Source organism: Paraburkholderia sp. BR10954, from assembly GCF_040965775.1.
GTDB classification, from domain to species: domain Bacteria; phylum Pseudomonadota; class Gammaproteobacteria; order Burkholderiales; family Burkholderiaceae; genus Paraburkholderia; species Paraburkholderia youngii.
Map to the genome: position 1 here is coordinate 41205 of NZ_JBFRCK010000039.1, position 19471 is coordinate 60675.

The window sequence follows — 19471 nt, forward strand, 5'->3', positions numbered from 1 at the left end:
AAAGTGACGTACGCATACAAGTTGATCGATTCGCCGCTCGGTCAGTTGAAGCTCGTGGCGAAAGGCGAATGCCTTGCCGCGATTCTATGGGAACACGACAAGCCGAACCGCGTGCGACTCGGCGAAATGAGCGAAGCGAACGAGCTGGCGGTGCTCGTCGAAACCGAGCGGCAATTGCGCGAGTACTTCGCGGGCACGCGCCAGACCTTCGATCTGCCGCTCGATTTTCAGGGCACCGAGTTCCAGAAGCAGGTCTGGCGCGCGCTGCTGACCATCCCGTTCGGCCAGACGCGCAGCTACTCGGAGATCGCGCAGCAGATCGGCAAGCTCAATGCAGTGCGCGCGGTGGGCGCGGCAAATGGCCGGAATCCGATTTCGATCGTCGCGCCGTGTCATCGCGTGATTGGCGCGTCGGGCGAGCTGACGGGGTTCGCCGGCGGCCTCGCCAACAAGATGCTGCTGCTTTCCTTGGAGGCGGGGCAGACGTCGCTCGAAGCAGCGGCCGATGACGCGCAACGGCCCGCGCCGGAAGGAAAGGCAGCGCGGCCGGTCAGGGACGCTGCACCCGCGAAACCGGCGCATCACCCGCCGAGCCGGGGGATGCAGGGATCGCTGTTCGGTAGCTGAAGCCGCGCAGACACAGCACAACGCGCCACCCGTCGGCCGTAATCGCCGATGCTTCGTCCGCGATCAACGCCCTCGGCCGCGCATGCAACACCTATCCTTGAGATGCCCGTTGAGGTATCGAACAGGAGGATGACATGCGCATGCTTCTCACCATACAAATACCGAACGAACCGTTCGGCACACTCGTGCGCGAAGGCCGAATCGGCGAGCTGATGCAAAAGATCCTCGAGGACATGAAGCCGGAAGCCATCTACTTCACCGAGCAGCAGGGCAAACGCGGCGCGGTGGCGGTCGTGGATGTCGCCGATGCATCGGCGATCCCCGCACTCGCCGAACCGTGGTTCCTGAAGCTCGACGCCGAGTGCGAACTGCGCATCGCGATGCTGCCCGATGATCTGATGAAAGCCGGCCTCGACACGCTAGGCGACAAGTGGAAGTAGCGCGGCCCTCAGGAATGCCCCGCCGATAGCTGCAGCAGTATCGAAGCCGCGGCCGTCGCGGCGACCTGGCAGCCGAGCACGATATGCTCCTCGGCCGTGTCCTCGATGAAGTCGTGACTCACGCCGCCGATGCTCGGCATGAACATCATGCAGGCCGGCATGCAACGCGCGATCACCTGCGCGTCGTGTGCGGCACCGCTCGGCATGCGCAGCCACTGGCCCGGCGCGATCGCTTCGGCGGCTCGCGCGATGTGCTCCGCGAGCGTGGCGTCCATGCTGACGGGCTCGATCGGCTCGTCGATCGTCTGCAAGTCGACGCTTACGGCGTTGTGCGCATTGAAGTCGCGCACCAGATCCGCGAGCGCGTGCTCCATTGCCTGAAGCCGTGCGGGGTTCGCGGCGCGGAATTGCAGGTACATGTCGGCAGCGCCGGGTACGACGCTCATCGAGCCCGGATCGAGATCGATGCGGCCCACGGTCCAGACGGTATCCGCGTCGGCCAGTTGCGTGAACGCGTCGTTCATCCGCGCGATGAATGCGACGAGCGCCGCGCCCGCGTCGCGGCGGATCGCCATCGGCGTCGTGCCCGCATGGTTGCGCTGACCCGTGAAGCGCAGCCGCGATTCGCGCAGCCCGACGATCGTCGTGACCACGCCGATCGACTTGCCGATCGCTTCGAGCCGCCCGCCCTGCTCGATATGCGGCTCCAGATACGCGACCTGGCGCCCTGCCTCGAAACGCGCACGCGGCCGGCCCGCGAGGCCCGCCGCCGCCAGTACATCGGTGAGACGTTCGCCCTGCCGGTTGGTCGCGCCGCGAATCGATTCGTCGACCGCCTCGCCGACGAAGCTGCGGCTACCGAGCAGGCCCGAGAACGTGCCCTCCTCGTCGATCCACGACGCGACGTCGACGGCGAGGTGCCGCGTCGCGTCGTTCTCCGCGAGCGCGCGGGCGATTTCGAGCCCGTAGATCACGCCCATTGCGCCATCGAGCCAGCCGCCGGTCGGCTGCGTGTCCGTGTGTGAACCGATCACGAGCGCGGGACCGCTGTTGCGCGCGCGTCCGAACACGGTGCCCACGCCGTCGATGCGCGCGTCGAGCCCCGCCTCCGTCATCCTGCCGACCAGCCATTCGCGTGCCGCAAGATCGATCGGCGACAGCGCGAGCCGGACCACGCCGGGACCGGCCGCGCCAAAGCCGCGCAGCCGTTTGAGGTCGGCCATCAGCCGGTCCGGATCGATCTTTACCACGTTGTCATCTCCCTGAATTGATTGCGGATGCGGCCGCGCGAAAATCGCCCGGCGACATATCGTACGCGCGTCTGAAAGCGCGATTGAAATCCGACGCGCTATTGAAGCCCCAGCCGTACGCGACGTCGATCACCGGCCTGCGCGGGTGGCGATACAGTTCGTCGGCCGCCTCGCGCAGGCGCCGGTTGCGAATATACGCGTGGAGCCCGCCCTCCGGCTCGAACAATCGATACAGCGTGGGCCGCGACAGCTGCGACATGGCCAGCACGCTGTCCACGGTCAGATCAGGTTGGCCGAGATTCGCGTCGATATAGCGGCGCGCCGCCGCGAACATCGCGGTGCGTGCCACCGCGCGCGCACCGCCGGTCAAGCCCGTCTCCTTGCCGAACGCCGCCGCCATCAGCAACGCGCAGGTGTGGAACGCTTCCTGCGCCGCGGGCGCGTCCATCGTGGGCAACCTGCGGCATAGATCGGCCAGATGCGCGGGAATCAGCCGCGCAAGCGGCGTTTCATATTCGATCATGCGGCCATGTATCGACTCCGCTTCCGGCAGCACCGGATCGATCAGATGGCGCGGTACGAACAGCGCGACCAGGCGGCACGGCCCCCGCGTCATCTGCATCGGCTGATTCATGTCGAGCGCGAGGATGCTCGGCCGCGTTTGCAGCGCGACGCGCTTCGGATAGAGGCCGGTGGTCGTCTCGAAGGTCCCTTCGACGGCCACGTGAAACACGAGCTGGCGCACGTTATCGGTCGAAATGCGCGCGACCGAGCGCGCTTGCGCGACCGGATCGGTGCGGCAATCCGTGAAGGCCATGCCGCCGGCGCGATAGGTGTCGATGCTGCCGCGAAAGCCGTCGGCGAGTTGCCGGCGCGAGATCGGCACGTCGAGAAAATGGCCGACGCGCTCGCGCCACATAGGCAATTGCGCGCGCGGCGCCGTGGTGTAAGTGTCGAAGTGGGTGTAGTCGAAAGCCGCTGGCATCGCTGCGGCCGCGGTCGCGGTGCGGTTGGCTGCCTGATCGGTCGTCAAGGTCTCTCCGCCGGTTTTGTAGTGTGCGCGGCATGATCGCCGCGGTTGGCGAAAACGTCATGAGCCTGTTGCTAGTGCGTCGATGCCGTGGCCGTCGAAGCTCATGTGCCCCCGCTCCGCTCATGCCTGACAGGCATCAGCACCAGCCTACAAAGTCTTTTTTCTTTGCGCAAGGCCTCTCATGCCGCCGCTCAAACTCGCCTTCGTCCATGTCGCAGGCACTCGCGGTCGGGCCGAACAACATAAAAAATGGCCTCCAGACAGAGGCCATGTTATTTTTTATAACCGCTTCGAAACGTAAACCGTTTCAAATGAACGCACGCGCATCCAGCAGCTATCGTTTGATCGCTGCTCGAAGCATTGCCGCCAACGTGAATAGCCCTGCCCCCAATGGAGGCCCATAATCATAAAAACGCAAGTGCCGCGCAAAGAAAATGGTGGACGTCGAAATTACTATCAAAACTGCAACGGCAATGATGGAAAAGACCACCAGAAAATCTTTATTCACGATTGGCTCCTTGCGTCGAAATCTCCCCGCTTCCGCATTCCGTCCCAAAACCAAAAAGGCTCTGCTTTGACGCGACAAAAATTTGCATAGTACCCTCCGTACGCTAGCAAGAGTCCTCCGTTCAAGAGCAACTCCTGGAAGCCGGTGAACAGTTCGCGCGGATCTGGCGAAACGAAAAGGTTGAGGAAGACAATGGTGACGCTGACGCCGGCCATTATGATCAATGCCAGCGGCACCCCGATGTTTAGCAGCAGCATGGAGCCAAGCACAACTTCCAGATATTTGACCATTTGGTAGAAGCCGATATCTGCCATAGCGCCTATATAAGTGCCCACTTTTCCCGCGTGGCTGAAATCCGGAATGTATCTGAAAACCACGAAGTTCAGCCCGGAAGAGAGATAGTGGAATGCGAAATATAGCCTCATCCACATGACGACGAACTTCCAAGGTGATTCATTTGCTATTTTCATCGCTTTTGTATCCTTTCGCGGATTAGAAATTTTGCCATCGGCCTTTTACTCACTCCCTGAAAGGCATCGTGAGGAGTCAACCGGGGGTGTCCAAAGACCGTGAATCAAATAGCGCGTGCGATCTTGAAGTTGGTAACCAGTGACTGTAGGCGTTCAGCTTCCGCATGAACGCCACGGGCAGCGGCAGCGGCCTCTTCGACCAGGGCTGCGTTGTGCTGGGTCACGGTATCGATTTCGCCGATTGCCTTGTTTATCTCCATGATGCCCCGGTGGCCGTCATCGGATGCATGGGTGATCTCCTCCATCAGGGTCGATACGTGGGCGAACTCACTCACCACCTCGTTAATTTTTGACCCGGCATCGTTCACCAGCTGAGATCCCTGATCAACGCGGGTGACGGAATTGCTGACCAATTCCTTGATTTCCTTGGCGGCCGATGCCGAGCGTTGAGCCAGCGTGCGGACCTCCTGGGCAACGACGGCGAAGCCACGACCTTCGTTGCCAGCACGTGCAGCTTCAACCGCCGCGTTAAGGGCCAGGATATTGGTCTGAAAGGCGATACCCTCGATAGTCGCAATGATGTCGGCGACTTTCCTGGATTGATCGGCAATGCCTGACATGGTGGTCACGACCACTTTCATGACCTCTCCACCGCCGTTTGCCAAATCGGATGTAGTCTGCGCGAGTTTGAGGCCCTGTCTGGCATTCGCCGCGTTGTTCTCCACGGTCGCCGTCAACTGCTGGATCGAAGCTACCGTCTGTTCGAGAGACGCCGCCTGTTCCTCGGTGCGCTGACTCAGATTCTCGTTACCTGCCGCGATTTCGGATGCGCCGGTCAATACGGCCTCGCTACCGGACCGGACTTGCTTCACGATATCCACGAGACTTTCATTCATGCTGCGAAGCGCACGCATCAATTGGCCGAGTTCAGTATCGGAATGCACCCTGACCTGTGACGTCAAATCCCCCGACGCAACTGCTTCGGCAATTCTTACGGCGTCATTTAACGGGAAGACGATTGATGTGGCAACCGTGTTGCAGACATATACCGTCGCAATGATAGCGATACAGATCACGGTGAATGTCAGCATCAGGGCCATGTCGTAGTCGTGAATGGCGTTTTCCGCAGCTTCATCCGCATTCTTTTGGATGAAGTCCATATGGGCGCTGAGCGTGTTCTCGGTGGCCTTGAAGACATCAAAGATCTTGGTGTTGGCGAGCACCCGCGCGGTAGCAAGATCTGGATTGTCAGTCATTGCAAGTGTGTAGAGTTCTTTGTTGATCACCGCATACGCAGCAATTGCCTTCTTATCGTTCTCGAAATACTGACGATCCTCGCCCGGCAGCGCGTTTTTCTCATAGTGATTGACACCCTGTCTCAGCTGATCCAGGGCTTGGGTCCGAATCGCCGCATTGGTATCTTTGGCTTGTTTGGAATCAGACAACACCAGACCCAGCGTGGCGCGACGATCCGTACTGAGGGCCAGACGAAGATCAGCAATCGTTTTGATCGACTCCATCCAATTCTGTTTGATGTCCACTAGATGCGATTCGATCCGATGCGCCTGGAAAAGCGCAAATCCCGCGGCACCGCATAACAGCAGGATAACGATTGCGAAGCTAACAAACAGCCGGTTGCGTACTTTGAGATTGCGAAGAAGCATTAGCATGTTTTTTTGCCTACATTGATTGTATAACCTTGGATTTCGGCATAAATCCCCTGAGTATGGATAGGGGGCAAGCATGATTGTGAAATCCGGTCTGATGTGATAGCGCCGGACTCGCGAAATCTTTCGACCGCTAAGGCGAAGTTAACGCAGCACGGGCGCCAACGATGGCCGGTGTGCTCGGCTTTTCCTGTCCGTGGATGCGGCCTCCGGATAGCGGCATCGACCGAGACGATCATCGGGCGCACGCGCGAGAAGCCGATCGTCGATAACGGCGAAGGCACGGACGCGCAGGATTAGATATGCGCTGGCCACGTTGTAGTGCGAAGGAGAGAGCGTTGTCGGTCACGCCGGTGCGCCAATGGCGCCGAAGGACCTCGGGCTGACCGTCGAGGCAACTGCCGAGACATCGGCTGCCCCATGAGTTGCGGAATTCACGAGTAAGCGCTTGAGCAACACCATGAAAATATCTGCTTCGTCCTCGGTTAAGAGGCTAATCAATTTCTGGTCAGTTGCCCCGAGAAACGCGGTGATCTTCGCGACCATGGCCACTCCGCTTCCCGTAAGCTGAACGCACCAGCAGCGACAGTCGTCTGGATGCCGGGACCTCATTACAATTCCAGCGTCGATGAGACGCGGAATGAGTCGGGATAGCGACCCCATATCGTAATTCAGCCGGCGGGCGAGTTGAACCTGCGTCATGAATTGCCGTCCAGCGAGGCAAATGATGACCTTAGCCTGCGCAGATGAAATTCCAAGCGATGACTTCAGATGTCGATCAGCAGACTCCGAGACCGCCTTGTCGACGGCAACAAAACCGGTTAGCCAATTCAAAGCTGAGGCTTCAACCGCATGGCTTAGGGGTAGGTCCTCCTCGCTCTTCATATCTGCCGCTCCTTCAAATGTAATCGGAACCAGACGTCGGGTTTGCGCCTATACGTCCGAACACTACCTCGTACTATGGTTGATCGGTCGGTCCCGCGCCGCTACTGCGTGTCCGGCGCACTGAATTATTTATAATTCTAACTTGTATACTATCATAGTAGACGAAAAAGCCCTCGTGGCACTTTCTGCGCTTGATCGGGGGACTTTTTGCTATTGCATATCCGTGAAGAGCACGGCAGCGATGATGACGAAAACATACTCATCGCCGCCGCTCTCAATCAAGCATCAGAATCGATGCATCATGCCAAGCTGAAAAACTGACTGGATATTGCCGTTTGCCACGATGTTCCCGATTTCTGCAGCATATGCGCCATTGGTGCGTTGAAATACACCAGCGGCATAGAGCGAGGTGCGTCTCGACAACGTGTATGTCAACTGCAATGCGGCCTGGTTGATCGTCACGTTCTTCAGCAGCTCGTTACCATTTTCGTAGGTGTAAGCGCCGCCGAGGTTCCATGCTGGTGAGAAGTCATACCCGACGCCACCTGCAAGCGCATAAATCCTGGCACCCGTATGGGTGTTGCGCGCCTGGCTGTACATCCCCGAGACCGTGAAATGGGCGTACTTCGTCCTTGCGCCGGCGAGCAGGTTGGCGATGCCACTATGCCCGTTGTTGACCGGCGCGTAGTTCTGCTCGGTGTAAACAACGGCAGCACGCGTTTCCCCATTCCTGAAGTTGATCGCGGCGCTCTTTCCAGCCCCGTTGTTGAAGTCCCCCGCCGCGCCGCCGAAGCTATACATCAAGCCAACAGACAGCCCGGCATATTCCTCGGAGACGACCTTGACGGCATTCGACATTCGTTTGCCGCCGACACGATCCCAGTTGATGGCCGCTAACCCAGTGATCTGGCCGTTCGTTGTGATAGGTGCGAACGGCCCGCCTGAGACGGCACCGGCGATCTGGGCTGGACCCGAAACCCCGAGCAGGTCGGCACCGAAGCTACCGGTGCGAAAGTTCAGCATACCGCCAGCGATGCCCGTGGCCGGGTCGATACCGCCGAGCAGGTAATAGTCGAAGGCGAAGTCGTTCTGCCGCCCGAGGCGGAAGCTGCCAATCCCTGCTTGACTCAGTCCGACCCACGACGAGTTCTCGAACATCGCGCCGCGCGACTGCGGATCAAGACCCCCTGTGCTTAGGCTGATCATCGAGTCGAGGCTGAAGTTGGCGCGCAGGCCGCCCCCCATGTCCTCGCTCCCGCGGAAGAAGAACTTGGTCGGAAAAATGGCGGAATCCTGCATTTGAAACAAACGTGACCCACCTGAATCACGATAGGTAGCGATCCCTTCGTCAAGGAATCCACCAAGCATCACGCTACTTTGCGCATGCGCGGCCGTCATGCTCATGCAAACTGATGCGCATGCCAACGGTACCGTGGCCCATCGGCGTTTCCTCCCGACCCCCTGGTGATTCATACATTCTCCTGATTGTTATATGTGATCTTTGAGACTGACTGCGGGTGAATTGTTTCGCTGGTCGGTTGTCCTCCCGAAGTTGTGCAGCATCCAGTGCGGGCGTCCGGGTCCCAGTTGAACACCCGAAGCAACTCATGAATCGTGCGAGCCGTGGCCGGCGCCAGCTGTACGGAGGCAGCGGCCTAATAGAGAGGGGAGCCGGTCTCGGCGTGACGAATGGCGGAGCTCGGCACGTTGGCGATAAGGATGTTGCGTTCTTGCATGCGAATCGATTGCTCAGATCGGCCGCGGGATGCGCGACCTGCCACAACCGGATTCGCACCACACCCCGACGTCATCGTGCGCACTATCTTTGAATTCGTTATCATCAGTCAAAATAGTATTTACGAGAGCCTACAATGTCAACGACCCTCCTCCGGTAAAAACCCTGGGGCCTGACTTTCCGGTCGCGCGTCGCAAATTGTCCGGGGGCACAAGGGAATTCGCGGGGCGTCGGCGCTCGCACTCGTGACGCATCGTACGCGTTTGCCCTAGTACAATGGTAGTCTTTTTTGAATACAAAATTGCGCGCATCGCATCTGTAACCCAACATAAAGGAGACTGACTTGAACGCGAATCGAAAAATCTTCGTCGGTGCGGCACTCGCTTTCGCCGCAGTCGCCGGCATCACGATGTCGAGTCGTGGCTTCGCGGCACAGACGGCACCCGTCAAAGCCTCTATCGCCAAAGCACCGGCGAAGTCGGCGCCGGTCAAGCTGATCGCTGCCGGGCCGAACCAGAATTCGGACCTGGTTGCACGCGCACTGGCACCCGCATTGAGCAAGGCGCTGGGCACCGATGTTGTCGTCGAAAATCAGGCGGACGCAGCTGCGGTGTCGGCAGCAAAAGCAGCGCCCGCTGACGGACTGACGCTTCTCGTCGGCGATACGGATCAAGTGGACGGCGCACGCCAGGATTTGACTCCGGTGGCACAGGTCACCGGTCACGCGGGCCTGGTCCTGGTCGCGGGCAACGGCGCCGGTTTGAGCGGCACCGACATCAAGGACTACGCCGATCTCATCAGCCGTCTAAAGGACAATCCGAACTGCTACATGTTTGGATCGACAGGCACCACGTCGCGTGAATATCTGGCGATGGTGGCGTTCCAGAAGCGTGCGGGCGTCAAAATGATTCATACCGCCTACAGGAGCGACGCTGAACAGATCCCGGCGCTCTTGAGCGGCAAGGTGCAAATGATAGAGATTCCGTACGAAATGGCGGCGCCGCAGATCAAGGCCGGCAAGATGCGTGTGCTCGCGGTCCTGGGTTCGCGCCGTATTCCCGAGATTCAGAATGTTCCCGCACTCGGCGAAATGTTCCCAGGCTTCGATTTCGCGTCGCATACGGGTGTGTTGGCACCGAAGGATCTTCCGGCGCCGGTCCGCGATAAGATCGCCGATGCGGTGAAGATGGCAGTGCAGGACCCGAACGTCCAGAAGGCGCTGAACGTCAACGGTCACCAGGCCGCTTATCTCGCATCCGCTGACTATGCGAAGGTTATCGCCACTGACCACGACAAGCTGAGCCAGCCCGCGAAGTAACGTTGTTCATTGCGTGTATAGCAACTGGGGCTCGATGTTCTGAAAAGGCATCGAGCTTTTTTCTTTTGTCGCTCATCCATCTCCTGTCGCAACTGGAGGCTACGGGGATTCTCCTCAGTACCCGTCACACTTCCGAGCCGTCCAATCGCGTTGATCACTCGCGAGCGCTAACCTGCCGCCCTCGTGAATTTTCGCGCGCTTCATCTCGCGGCGTCACCTGAAGTTCGGCTGCTGGATCGGCCACGCGCCGGTCGTAAAATTCTGCATCGAAAGCACCGAAGTGATCCGCCAGGTCTCGACCGTAATCACTTGATCCCGGATACGTATTTGCGTGTGATTTAAAGGAATAGCTCATATCGTTTCTCGTAATCTAGCGCAGTTCCTGGCCTTCCTCCCAGGGAAGACCGGCGAATGCCACGACCGACAACAGGGTAAAGGCCCCGACAACGAAGAATGTCATCGGGAAATCGTCGATTACCAGATGATCCGCGCTGTGCCCATGAACCTGCGCGGTGATCGTCAGGCATGATGCGCAGACTGCGACACCAAAACTGATCGACGTCTGCTGCATCATTGTCGAAAGTGCCGTGGCCTTACTCATCAAGGTCTTAGGAATGCCGGAATAGCCAACCGTATTCATAGTTATCATCCCCAGAGAATTGACGATACCCGCTACGAACAGCACGAAGCACATAAGCCCAACCGACGTCGTCGGTCTGAACAAGCCATAGCAAGCGAATGTCGCGCCCGTCATCGCGGCGCCCAGCATCATGATCGGCCTGAATCCGAATTTCCTTATTGCACGATCCATGATTGGACGGACACCGAATGCGCCGACAGAGAGCCAGGCGCTCATCAAGCCGGATTGAATGGGCGTCAATCTCAAGCCGACCTGCAAGAGCAGCGGTACGAAGATTGGAGCCGAGCCGACCGCGAGTCTGAGCGGAATGCCGCCGATCGTCGTGATGCTAAACGCTTTATATCCAAAAATCTTGAGAGGGATAATGACATCGAGACGTCCACGGCTATAAAGCCCGTATGCGACCATTGCCAGAACCCCAATAGCCGTGATTCCAATCGTCACGCTCATAGGGACGAAATTGCGGCCGACGGTTTCCAGACCACATACGATGCCCGAAAGCCCTATCGCCATCAGAATGAATCCCGTCATGTCGAACGGCTCAGACTTCTCCGAGCGCGAATCCGGCACAAATTTCAACGACAGGAGGATGCCCAATACACCGAATGGAATGTTGAGCAGAAAGATCCATCGCCACGAGCCCATCGTGACGATCAGCCCACCCAGTAGCGGCCCAATCACACGCCCAATGGCGCCGGGAACTGTAAACCACACCATCGCTGCCACCAGCTGCGTTGCCGGAATACTTCGCAGCAAAATCAGGCGCCCTACAGGCACCATCATGGCGCCGCCAAGACCTTGCAAGACCCGGAATAGAACGATTTCAGTGATCGAGGTGGCCGCGCCGCATAGTGCGGATGCCAGTGAGAAGATGGCGACTGCCGAACAGAATACGCGCCGCGTTCCGAACCTATCGGTGAGCCACCCGCTTGCCGGGAGGAACAGTGCGAGGCTCAACAGATAGGCGGTTATAGCGAAGTTGAGATGAAGTATCTCGACATTCAGGGAAGCGGCAATCGACTGGAGAGACGTGCCCAATATCGAGGTATCGAGACTCTGCAAAAACATCGGCACCGCGACGATCATTGGAATCAGTCGCGTACGCCTGGATGCAGATCGAGACTCCTGGGTGGAGTCTCGCGCATCCTCAATTGTTATATTTTTCTCAAGCACCGGATTGTCTAGCGTTTCGCTATTTGACGTCGATACATATCGACAATCGTGGGATCGTAGTTGCGGAAGAATTGCTGCCTGACGGGATCTGTAAGGGTGTCCATCTTTGCTATTTCATCCGTCGCGACGATATGAACCGTCATTCCGTGACGCTCAAGCTCAGCACGATCGGTTTTCGCCTGTTCTCGAATCAGATCGCGCTCAAAGCGCCCAGCTTCTATCGCAGCGTGTTGTAAAACATTTCGATCCCGCACCGTCAACTTCTGCCAGACCGCCGAATTGGCAACCACAGCAATGGCGCTGTATGAGTGATTCGTGACCGAAACGGCCGATTGAACATCATAAAGGTGACCGGCCAAGATCTGCGAATAGAAGTTATCTTCCGCAACGATGCGTCCACTCTTCAATGCTCCGTATAGTTCAGAATACGGAAGTCCCACGACGTCAGCGCCCAAGACCTTGAACGTCTCAACGAACGCGGGTTCCGGGATCACGCGAACCGGCCGGTTCGCCAGATCGAGCGCGTGCCGGAACGGCTGGCCCGACGTCGTGATCTGTCGGAAGCCGTTCTCCCACCAAGCGAGACCCGTCAAACCGTGACCCTCGAGGCGCGACAACAGAGTTTGTCCGAACGGACCATCGAGCAGTGCCTGCGCCTGAGGTTCGCTGCGGACAACATACGGCAGATCCATGATCTCGAATTCGGGCACGAGATGACGCAATGCCGGCGTTACCAGCAGCATCAAATCCGGGGCCCCCGGGCCACCTGCCTGCAATGTTTTGATCTGCTCACCCGGCGAACCCGGTACTGTATCGGCGCTCACGCTCACCGCCAGACGACCGTGAGACTCCCGGTTCACGATATCTGCGAACCTGGCCATGCCGCGCATTGTCGGCTGGTCCGGCGACATATGCGCTCGATACTCTACGATCGTGAGCGTTTGAACAGGCTGCTCATGCGCGATCAACGGCTGCACGATCAACAGCATGCCAAATATCGCACCACTGATATCGCCACAAACTCGGCTCAATGACCAACCCGATTTAAGACGTAAAAATCTTTTCGTCATGTTCCAGGAAATATCGCCAAATATTTAAACAAAAAAAGCTACGTTACCGAAGCAACGTAGCCAAATCCCTCACTTCACATCCGAAATCAGATCAGATCAACAGCGGCCGACTTGAAAATTTTTGGCAGCTTCTTCCAGTCGCCGATGCGGCCGATCGTGGTTTTGAACGTCATCATCGGCAGGTAGTACTTGATGTACCAGACCATCAGAATCAGGTTCATATATAGGCAACCAACGCCCATGTACGGCGTGAACATCTTGTCGAAGCGATGGTTCAACACGATCGCGTTGTACCAGACGACGAACGACACCGGCAGAAGCATAAGCAGGCCGACCGGGACGAAGATACCGAGAATGAGCGAAAGGCCACCCAGAATTTCGCACGTCTTCACGATATGGAAAAAGTGCGTGTGAACCATCGTGACCAGCAGCTCATTCGACTCGGGCAGCGTGCCGAACGGTTGCGGGAAGATCGGCGACATGCCGAGAGCCGTACGCCAGTAGCTGGTACCGCTGACGACCATCCAGCCGCCAAGATACAGCCGGCAGAACGTCAGGATGACTTTGCCGATGAGTTGCGGCATCGTTTTGCGATCATCGTTGTCCATAGTGTGCTTTCGTCCTTTGCTGTTTAGTTCGCAGCCTGCACAGGCGCCGCCTTCTGTTGCGTAATGCGATCATGGCGAATGATCCAGCCAGACCCGCTGATCTCGTAGACATCGACAACGTCTTGCGCCGGTTGGCCACGGGTGGCGCCGATCTTCTGGTAGACCGCGACGTCCATGCCTTGGACGATGATCTTCTTCACTTCGTGGGGAATGGGTCCGCCATCCTGATGATCGATCGTGTTCGGCGCGTTATCAACAGCCTTTTCCGAAAAGTAAGTCTTGTACGCTTCGGCGCCCTTGCCCTCCGTATAGGCCAGGTCCATGAACTCCTGAACGATGTCATGCGGCAGTTTGCCGGTGCCCGCATGCCAGTGCCAACGCGGATCCGAATGCAAACCGTGAGCGATCTGCGCGATGAACAGGAAGCCCACGATTGCCGTGACCACGCGTCCAGTCATGCTGTCCATCCACACGTTGATACGCGTGGCGATACCCCCCGAGGAGAGAACCCCTTGGTTATTCGACATCCTGCCTCCTTGAAAGCATTGTGAAGAGTGAAACGCTTCGGCTTGAGATGGTTCGGTCCTGCGTTTTTGTATTTAATTTAGCCTAACGAATCGTATAGGTCGAAACATCGTGTGTAAACGTCGGGGTTTCCCTATTTCCGTTGTTGGCGGATAGGTGCTATTTGATGTACGCGACATTTCGTTCGCGAGCAATGTAATCCGCGGGGAGCGACGGCGCCGGGCGGGCGGCAAGGTCGGTTTTGGGGCTGACGAATCCGTCAGCAGTGAGTCGGGCAGTGGCAAGGAACCCGTATGCCGGGATAGTTGACGCGGCATGGTGGCAAAAGCCTTGCCATCCTCGGCCTTCCGTAATGCCCGAGTCCTCACCCGGATAGGTAGACAGGAAAATTCAATCCACGAGCGAACACGATCCACCACCGGCATTGGCCCTTGCAGCGCCCGACGCCGGATGACCGGGGTGTTGCGGCTACGTTACTACTGGGGCATCTGACCAGTTGGAGCGCCGGCCGCCTCATGCCATTGCGCCACGATCGCGCCTGCGCGTATCGCGCTCTCGGGGTAGTCGAACCTAACGGATCACCAAGCGCATATCGTTCGGCGCTGTCCTGTGTCAGCGGAGGAATTTCGAGGACGGCCACGGCCAGAGCGAGGCGTTCGATGGATCGCGCGGCATCGAGGCGCGCCGCAATTGCCGATAGAATGCGCGCCGGAAGATTCCCGCTGTAAGTGCCTTCTGTTCCGCCGAAAACAGCTTCACCCGCGGGCCTTTCACCATGCCGGCCTTAGACGCCTTCAACCAATGGTGCTCTATCTTTTTCTTTTGAAGAATCGCTCTGCACCGTTTCTTTTTCCTTTGCAATCCCAATCAATGACCACAGAGGAAAATAGCGAGCATCAGCTGTCATCCAGGGAATACCCTCGAACACAACACTTCTGAAATTTTCCCCCTGTTATATGCAACATCGTATATTATTTTGCATGCGTACTGTTGTGCATCGCCCCGCCCTTGTGCAACGTCGACCACTCTACAAATTAACATCCACAAATAGGAGACACTGGAATTGCGTAAACTGCTCGTTAGCTGCGCCGTTACGGCAGCAATCGCGCCTGTGATGGCACAGGCACAGACCAGCGTGACGCTGTATGGCGTCGCCGATGCATTCATCGGCTACTTCGGAAACTCCGAAGGCCAACACGTCATCAGCATGAACAGCGGCGGTGCCGGTGGTTCCCGTTGGGGCATTCGCGCGAAGGAAGATCTGGGCGGCGGTCTGTCAGCGATCGCCGTGCTCGAAAGCGGCTTCAACATCAACAACGGCACGTCCGGCCAGAGTGGACGTCTGTTCGGGCGTCGCGCCTACGTCGGCATCGACAGCCGCGACTTCGGCCAGATCATTGCAGGTCGCTTGCAAACGGCCGGCTACGAATGGGGCGGCACTTTCGACCCGATGCTGCTGGCAGCAGCCTCGCCGCTCGGCTCGATTGGCGGCGAAGAACCGCGTCCGTGGATTTTCAACATGCTGCAAGATCCGGCTCGCCAGGACAATACCATCCAGTATTCGTCGCCGACGTGGAGGGGTCTGAATGGCACGGCAGCGTATTCGTGGGGCAACAATCAAGGTCTGCAGAACGCGACGCACTACCAACTCGCGACTCTTACCTACGCCAACGGCCCGTTGCTCACGAGCTACGGCTTCGGCCACAGCCTGCAACCGTCAGCGACCATTGCACGCAATACATACGAACACGTCTTGGGTGTGAGATACGACTTCAACTTCGTCGCGCTCTACGGTACGTACCAAGTGCGTCTGAATGATCCGGGCCAGACCGATAAGGGCTGGCAAGCCGGTGTCACGATTCCGACCGGCCCATTCGGCACCATTCGCGCTTCTTACGGCGGACTGAGCGACCAGAACATTACCTATGCCAGCACAAACGGTCCGGTAACTGGCAATTGGGCGATTCGATCGGCTGCTGTCGGTTACACGTACCAGCTCTCGAAGGCGACGATGCTGTACGGCTTCTTCAAGAAGCTCTGGAACAGCGGGATCGCGCACCAAACGATCTACCCGCCCGGTGGTCTCGGTGCCCCGACCGGCTACCACGCCAATGTCACGGCAATCGGCCTAGGTTTGGCAACGCGCTTCTAAGCCTTCCTACTCCTGTGAAAAAAGCCCGCTTCGAGTGGGCTTTTTTTATTCATAGGCCTCTGCTTACCGAAACGTCGATGATCGTCCCGCTTATACGCTCTCGCTCATCGATCAACACGTGCATGATCTGTTCTCGGTCGCGTCGGACCAACGCCGTCATCAACCTGCGCTCGAGCTTAGCCTACTAATCCTCTGCAGGCAGGCATCTTTCTGTCGCCAGTGGCAGGTACTTCTCCATCCGTTCAATCAGACGCAGTGCCTCTGTCTAAGGACTTTCAAACGCACTCGGGAACAAAGCGAGATTGGGATATCTGTCGCAGCTCATTGCTCGACAGATCAGAGACGAATCGCCTACGACTTGGGTCATGCATACTCGTGCCCTGCGCCACCATCAGGTCGATCCTGCTGAACCCAACTCAGATGGACACGCCCAGCCGTATATAAACAAAAAAAGTCCGGAGAGAAAATTCTCCCCGGACTTCCTTGAATCTAGAACCGCAGTGACCGAAGCGTTATGCTTCGCCCTTGATCTTGTCGCGCACGAGCACGAAGATGAACAGCAGCCAGGAGACGCCGAGGCCGAAGTAGTCGAAATTACGCAGCGGACGGTACTCCGTCCAGCCCCAACCCGTCGAGCCGTCGACGGCCGCCAGCGTCAGTGCGATACAGATGGCGATTGCGATCCAGGTATTCTTTTTCATCGCGTGTGCTCCTTAAGCTAATTCTTTCTTTCGCTGTTCGAAGGCGGGTACATCTTGCTGCTGTTCGACAGCGGGTACACCCACCAGGCTCCCACCTTTGCCCTTCAGGCTGAAACCCTTCCAGCCGTCCCACAGCCACATCGGGTTGAGCGTCGGACGGAAGCAAACCGCCATGTAGCCGCTGTATGCGAGCAGCAGAATGCCGTTCATCAGGAGTTCTTGCGGACCCGAGAACAGTTGACGCGGCGTCGCCGAGATAAACGTGTTCAGCCAGAAAATCGTGACCGTCGTCGGCATCTCGAGAATCAGTGTCAGGAACACGAAACGGTTCATCAGCAGCAGTGCCCCGTAAACCGCTTCCATGTACTTAACCCAGTGATACATACCGATCGCATCGGCTCCCGCCACATACTGGCCGGCGAGACCCGGAATCATCGGCACATAGCCGTCGATCACGAATCGGATACCTGAGAAGAAAAGATGGGCGCCGAAATACAGACGCAACCACGTGATTACATACTTCCACGGGGAAGAATTCGCGCTATTCATGGGAAGGCTATTTCCGTAAAGGTTCTTGCAGTACAACGTTGAAATATGGTGCCGCAGAAATTGCAATACGACAGGATATCTCAAAGGTGATGGAAACTTCCCATCACCTAAGAGCCGTTTTAAACGATGCCTTTACGGCGATCGCGAATCAGTACAGTAATGACGCAGATCCACGGAATTGCAAGACCAAACATGTCACGCGCGCGCAGAGGACGATATTCCGTGTAACCCAATCCCGTCGAGCCGAAGAAGACCCAGCACGTCATGACCAGACACAGGGCGAGACCGATATAGAGGTTCCGGTTGCTCTTCATTGCAGTTCTCCCGATTCGACGATATCTCTGCGCGGTTCAGGTGTTTTCTTGAACTTGAGAGACTCTTTCCAGACATCGACCTTGAACCCTTCCCACAATGCCAGAGGCGTGAGTTTTGGCTTAAATACCGAAGCCATGTAGCCGCTGTAGGCCAAAATCAATAGACCATTCATCAGCAGTTGATTCGGGCCCGAGAACAATTGGCGCGGAGTCGCAACGATGAAGGTATTGATCCAGAAGATCGAAACCGAAGTCGGAAACTCGAAAATCGCAGCGAGCAGCACGAAACGGTTGCTCAGCATCAGGATACCGAGCACGCATTCCATATACTTGACGACCGGGAACATGTGAATCGCATCCAGCGCTTGCACGTATGCACCTCCGGTGCCCGGAATGAATGGAACCCATCCGGTGGAGATATAACGGAAACCCGACCACAGCAAATCAGCACCGAAATATATCCGGAGCCAAAGGACAGCGTACTTCCACGGCGGCGAATTAATACCTTGCATCAGATGTCTCCGTTGTTGGCTTTAGTTTTCGCAACGCGGCGGAATCGAGTCAGCCGCTGAATGCCCGTTTACGCCTGAACGACCCGATGGGCTGCGCCCGGCGTGATGATTTTGTTCAGGAGCTTTTCATCGACCTCGAATCCAAAGCCCGGCCCTTCGCTCGGATATGCCCGGCCCCGGGCAAACCGCTGACCGCCGATTGCCAGATCTTCGCCCGCCGGAATCTCGTCGCTGTTGAATACCGAATGCACGGCCAGAGGCCCCATGCTTTCGCTCATGAACTGGCACGCCCACTGATCCGAGACCATCAAATGCGTGCTCGGGCCCGACTCGATACCGCCGCCGATCAAGGTGGAGCAGAACACGGGGATATCGTAGATCCGGCATGCCGCCAGGAATCGTTGCGCCTTGAGCAGACCGCCGACCTTTTGAATCTTCAGAATCACGCCGTCCGCCGAGCGGCGCTCCGCGATCTCGCGCAGGTCGCCAAGTTCCTGCGCACCCTCGTCTGCGTAAATCGGCGTGTTCACGCGCTCGCGGAGTTTTGACATGCTGTCGCGGCATTGATGCGCCAGCGGCTGCTCCATGAAAGCGAGGTTGTATTCGTCCAGGCGACGTACCGTCTTCAGGGCCTGCTCGTAATTCCACGAACCATTTGCGTCCAGAGTGATCATCGCGTCCGGGCCGAGTGCGTTGCGCACTTCGCGGGCCGTCGCCACATCGTTGTCGAACGTATGGCGCCCAACCTTGAGTTTGAAGGCCGAGAAACCAGCCTCCCGAACCTGGACTGCTGCCTCTGCCACTTTTTCCGGATCGCCGGCCGAGAGAACCCAGCCCAATGGTACTGACTCGCGAGTGCGGCCACCCAAAAGATCGTAGACCGGGCGGCCGAGTGCTTTCCCCTTCAGGTCATGCAACGCGCAATCGACGAGAGCTTTCGCCTGATTGTTGTCGCGTGCTAGCTGATCCATCATGCCGACGATTTTTTCGATATTGCACGGATCTTCGCCAAGCAGGATTCGCGGAGCGAAAATATCGGAAATCATTGCCGTCATCGAGGCCTGGCTTTCACCGCGATACCACGACGAGGTGTCGCCAGATTCAGCGACGCCCACCAATCCGTTATCGGCATAGATACGCACCACGAGCGTATTCAGACAGGTGATCGTGACGTTCGGAAGCTTCAGTGGCTTCTTAAGCGGCATTGAAACCGGAACGCACTCAACGCGGGTAATTTTCACGGGATTGAACCTATAGGAACTCGAGAGAGGAGTGCCCCCACCGGACACTCCTG

At 57.7% G+C, this 19471-nt stretch carries 21 protein-coding genes; 4 read left to right on the plus strand and 17 right to left on the minus strand.

What is annotated here, in order from left to right; genetic code table 11:
- The first annotated feature begins 3 nt into the window (after window positions 1-3).
- Window positions 4-627 (plus strand): methylated-DNA--[protein]-cysteine S-methyltransferase, encoded by a 624-nt coding sequence (locus AB4Y34_RS34915; RefSeq protein WP_368718622.1) that lies wholly within the window; start codon window positions 4-6, stop codon window positions 625-627.
- A 134-nt stretch (window positions 628-761) separates the two neighbouring features.
- Window positions 762-1067: a panthothenate synthetase gene (locus AB4Y34_RS34920; RefSeq protein WP_368718623.1), complete on the plus strand. Its 306-nt coding sequence runs from the start codon at window positions 762-764 to the stop codon at window positions 1065-1067.
- A gap of 8 nt (window positions 1068-1075) precedes the next feature.
- Here the strand turns inward: AB4Y34_RS34920 and AB4Y34_RS34925 are convergent, their stop codons facing one another.
- From AB4Y34_RS34925 to AB4Y34_RS34955, 7 genes are all read right to left on the minus strand, one after another.
- A complete protein-coding gene (locus AB4Y34_RS34925) occupies window positions 1076-2317 on the minus strand; it encodes a Zn-dependent hydrolase (protein WP_368718624.1) in 1242 nt (413 codons plus the stop codon).
- 4 nt (window positions 2318-2321) lie between these two features.
- Window positions 2322-3350, minus strand: coding sequence for a helix-turn-helix domain-containing protein (locus AB4Y34_RS34930; protein WP_176384026.1), 1029 nt, complete (start codon window positions 3348-3350; stop codon window positions 2322-2324).
- A gap of 334 nt (window positions 3351-3684) precedes the next feature.
- Window positions 3685-3858 carry a hypothetical protein gene (locus tag AB4Y34_RS34935; protein ID WP_368718625.1) on the minus strand — a complete coding sequence of 58 codons (174 nt, stop codon included), beginning with the start codon at window positions 3856-3858 and terminating at the stop codon, window positions 3685-3687.
- A complete protein-coding gene (locus AB4Y34_RS34940) occupies window positions 3855-4328 on the minus strand; it encodes a hypothetical protein (protein ID WP_368718626.1) in 474 nt (157 codons plus the stop codon). The genes AB4Y34_RS34935 and AB4Y34_RS34940 overlap by 4 nt, the downstream gene beginning before the upstream one ends.
- 104 nt (window positions 4329-4432) lie before the next feature.
- Window positions 4433-5998 (minus strand): methyl-accepting chemotaxis protein, encoded by a 1566-nt coding sequence (locus tag AB4Y34_RS34945; protein ID WP_176368724.1) that lies wholly within the window; start codon window positions 5996-5998, stop codon window positions 4433-4435.
- Between the two features lie 342 nt (window positions 5999-6340).
- The gene (locus tag AB4Y34_RS34950) at window positions 6341-6880 is read right to left on the minus strand and encodes a MarR family winged helix-turn-helix transcriptional regulator (RefSeq protein ID WP_176384036.1); all 540 of its coding nucleotides are present in this window, start codon (window positions 6878-6880) and stop codon (window positions 6341-6343) included.
- A 285-nt stretch (window positions 6881-7165) separates the two neighbouring features.
- The gene (locus tag AB4Y34_RS34955; protein WP_368718627.1) at window positions 7166-8284 is read right to left on the minus strand and encodes a porin; all 1119 of its coding nucleotides are present in this window, start codon (window positions 8282-8284) and stop codon (window positions 7166-7168) included.
- Between the two features lie 740 nt (window positions 8285-9024).
- On the opposite strand from AB4Y34_RS34955, the gene AB4Y34_RS34960 reads away from it, so the two are divergent.
- A complete protein-coding gene (locus tag AB4Y34_RS34960) occupies window positions 9025-9933 on the plus strand; it encodes a tripartite tricarboxylate transporter substrate binding protein (protein ID WP_255209021.1) in 909 nt (302 codons plus the stop codon).
- Window positions 9934-10087: 154 nt separating this feature from the next.
- Here AB4Y34_RS34960 and AB4Y34_RS34965 read toward each other — a convergent pair whose 3' ends face one another.
- The 5 genes from AB4Y34_RS34965 to AB4Y34_RS34985 form a co-directional block, all read right to left on the minus strand.
- On the minus strand, window positions 10088-10288 hold the full coding sequence (locus AB4Y34_RS34965) for a hypothetical protein (RefSeq protein ID WP_176384045.1): 201 nt from the start codon (window positions 10286-10288) through the stop codon (window positions 10088-10090).
- Window positions 10289-10303: 15 nt separating this feature from the next.
- Window positions 10304-11659 (minus strand): MFS transporter, encoded by a 1356-nt coding sequence (locus tag AB4Y34_RS34970; RefSeq protein WP_176384048.1) that lies wholly within the window; start codon window positions 11657-11659, stop codon window positions 10304-10306.
- Between the two features lie 95 nt (window positions 11660-11754).
- Window positions 11755-12735, minus strand: coding sequence for a TRAP transporter substrate-binding protein (locus tag AB4Y34_RS34975; protein WP_368718628.1), 981 nt, complete (start codon window positions 12733-12735; stop codon window positions 11755-11757).
- Between the two features lie 167 nt (window positions 12736-12902).
- Window positions 12903-13424, minus strand: a complete 522-nt coding sequence (locus tag AB4Y34_RS34980; RefSeq protein ID WP_176384053.1) for a DoxX family membrane protein — start codon at window positions 13422-13424, stop codon at window positions 12903-12905.
- A 23-nt stretch (window positions 13425-13447) separates the two neighbouring features.
- Window positions 13448-13951 (minus strand): hypothetical protein, encoded by a 504-nt coding sequence (locus AB4Y34_RS34985; RefSeq protein ID WP_368718629.1) that lies wholly within the window; start codon window positions 13949-13951, stop codon window positions 13448-13450.
- 1061 nt (window positions 13952-15012) lie between these two features.
- Here AB4Y34_RS34985 and AB4Y34_RS34990 point away from each other — a divergent pair.
- The gene (locus AB4Y34_RS34990; RefSeq protein WP_176384059.1) at window positions 15013-16101 is read left to right on the plus strand and encodes a porin; all 1089 of its coding nucleotides are present in this window, start codon (window positions 15013-15015) and stop codon (window positions 16099-16101) included.
- A gap of 512 nt (window positions 16102-16613) precedes the next feature.
- On the opposite strand, the gene AB4Y34_RS34995 is transcribed toward AB4Y34_RS34990, so the two are convergent.
- From AB4Y34_RS34995 to AB4Y34_RS35015, 5 genes are all read right to left on the minus strand, one after another.
- Window positions 16614-16802, minus strand: coding sequence for a hypothetical protein (locus tag AB4Y34_RS34995; protein ID WP_176106741.1), 189 nt, complete (start codon window positions 16800-16802; stop codon window positions 16614-16616).
- A 12-nt stretch (window positions 16803-16814) separates the two neighbouring features.
- Window positions 16815-17351: a hypothetical protein gene (locus tag AB4Y34_RS35000; protein WP_368718630.1), complete on the minus strand. Its 537-nt coding sequence runs from the start codon at window positions 17349-17351 to the stop codon at window positions 16815-16817.
- Window positions 17352-17470: 119 nt separating this feature from the next.
- On the minus strand, window positions 17471-17665 hold the full coding sequence (locus AB4Y34_RS35005) for a hypothetical protein (RefSeq protein ID WP_087738133.1): 195 nt from the start codon (window positions 17663-17665) through the stop codon (window positions 17471-17473).
- On the minus strand, window positions 17662-18177 hold the full coding sequence (locus AB4Y34_RS35010) for a hypothetical protein (protein ID WP_176106742.1): 516 nt from the start codon (window positions 18175-18177) through the stop codon (window positions 17662-17664). The genes AB4Y34_RS35005 and AB4Y34_RS35010 overlap by 4 nt, the downstream gene beginning before the upstream one ends.
- A gap of 68 nt (window positions 18178-18245) precedes the next feature.
- A complete protein-coding gene (locus AB4Y34_RS35015) occupies window positions 18246-19418 on the minus strand; it encodes an enolase C-terminal domain-like protein (protein WP_176384061.1) in 1173 nt (390 codons plus the stop codon).
- Between the last annotated feature and the right edge of the window lie 53 nt (window positions 19419-19471).

Excerpts from the sequence above, each read along its gene's own strand:
- AB4Y34_RS35010 (WP_176106742.1), bottom strand. The coding sequence starts at position 18,177 with ATGCAAGGTATTAATTCGCCGCCGTGGAAGTACGCTGTCCTTTGGCTC.
- AB4Y34_RS35000 (WP_368718630.1), bottom strand. The coding sequence starts at position 17,351 with ATGAATAGCGCGAATTCTTCCCCGTGGAAGTATGTAATCACGTGGTTG.
- AB4Y34_RS34920 (WP_368718623.1), top strand. The coding sequence starts at position 762 with ATGCGCATGCTTCTCACCATACAAATACCGAACGAACCGTTCGGCACA.
- AB4Y34_RS34945 (WP_176368724.1), bottom strand. The coding sequence starts at position 5,998 with ATGCTAATGCTTCTTCGCAATCTCAAAGTACGCAACCGGCTGTTTGTT.
- AB4Y34_RS34980 (WP_176384053.1), bottom strand. The coding sequence starts at position 13,424 with ATGGACAACGATGATCGCAAAACGATGCCGCAACTCATCGGCAAAGTC.
- AB4Y34_RS34985 (WP_368718629.1), bottom strand. The coding sequence starts at position 13,951 with ATGTCGAATAACCAAGGGGTTCTCTCCTCGGGGGGTATCGCCACGCGT.
- AB4Y34_RS34960 (WP_255209021.1), top strand. The coding sequence starts at position 9,025 with ATGTCGAGTCGTGGCTTCGCGGCACAGACGGCACCCGTCAAAGCCTCT.
- AB4Y34_RS34970 (WP_176384048.1), bottom strand. The coding sequence starts at position 11,659 with ATGATCGTCGCGGTGCCGATGTTTTTGCAGAGTCTCGATACCTCGATA.
- AB4Y34_RS34955 (WP_368718627.1), bottom strand. The coding sequence starts at position 8,284 with ATGAGCATGACGGCCGCGCATGCGCAAAGTAGCGTGATGCTTGGTGGA.
- AB4Y34_RS34995 (WP_176106741.1), bottom strand. The coding sequence starts at position 16,802 with ATGAAAAAGAATACCTGGATCGCAATCGCCATCTGTATCGCACTGACG.
- AB4Y34_RS34975 (WP_368718628.1), bottom strand. The coding sequence starts at position 12,735 with ATGCTGTTGATCGTGCAGCCGTTGATCGCGCATGAGCAGCCTGTTCAA.
- AB4Y34_RS34965 (WP_176384045.1), bottom strand. The coding sequence starts at position 10,288 with ATGAGCTATTCCTTTAAATCACACGCAAATACGTATCCGGGATCAAGT.
- AB4Y34_RS34950 (WP_176384036.1), bottom strand. The coding sequence starts at position 6,880 with ATGAAGAGCGAGGAGGACCTACCCCTAAGCCATGCGGTTGAAGCCTCA.
- AB4Y34_RS34940 (WP_368718626.1), bottom strand. The coding sequence starts at position 4,328 with ATGAAAATAGCAAATGAATCACCTTGGAAGTTCGTCGTCATGTGGATG.
- AB4Y34_RS35005 (WP_087738133.1), bottom strand. The coding sequence starts at position 17,665 with ATGAAGAGCAACCGGAACCTCTATATCGGTCTCGCCCTGTGTCTGGTC.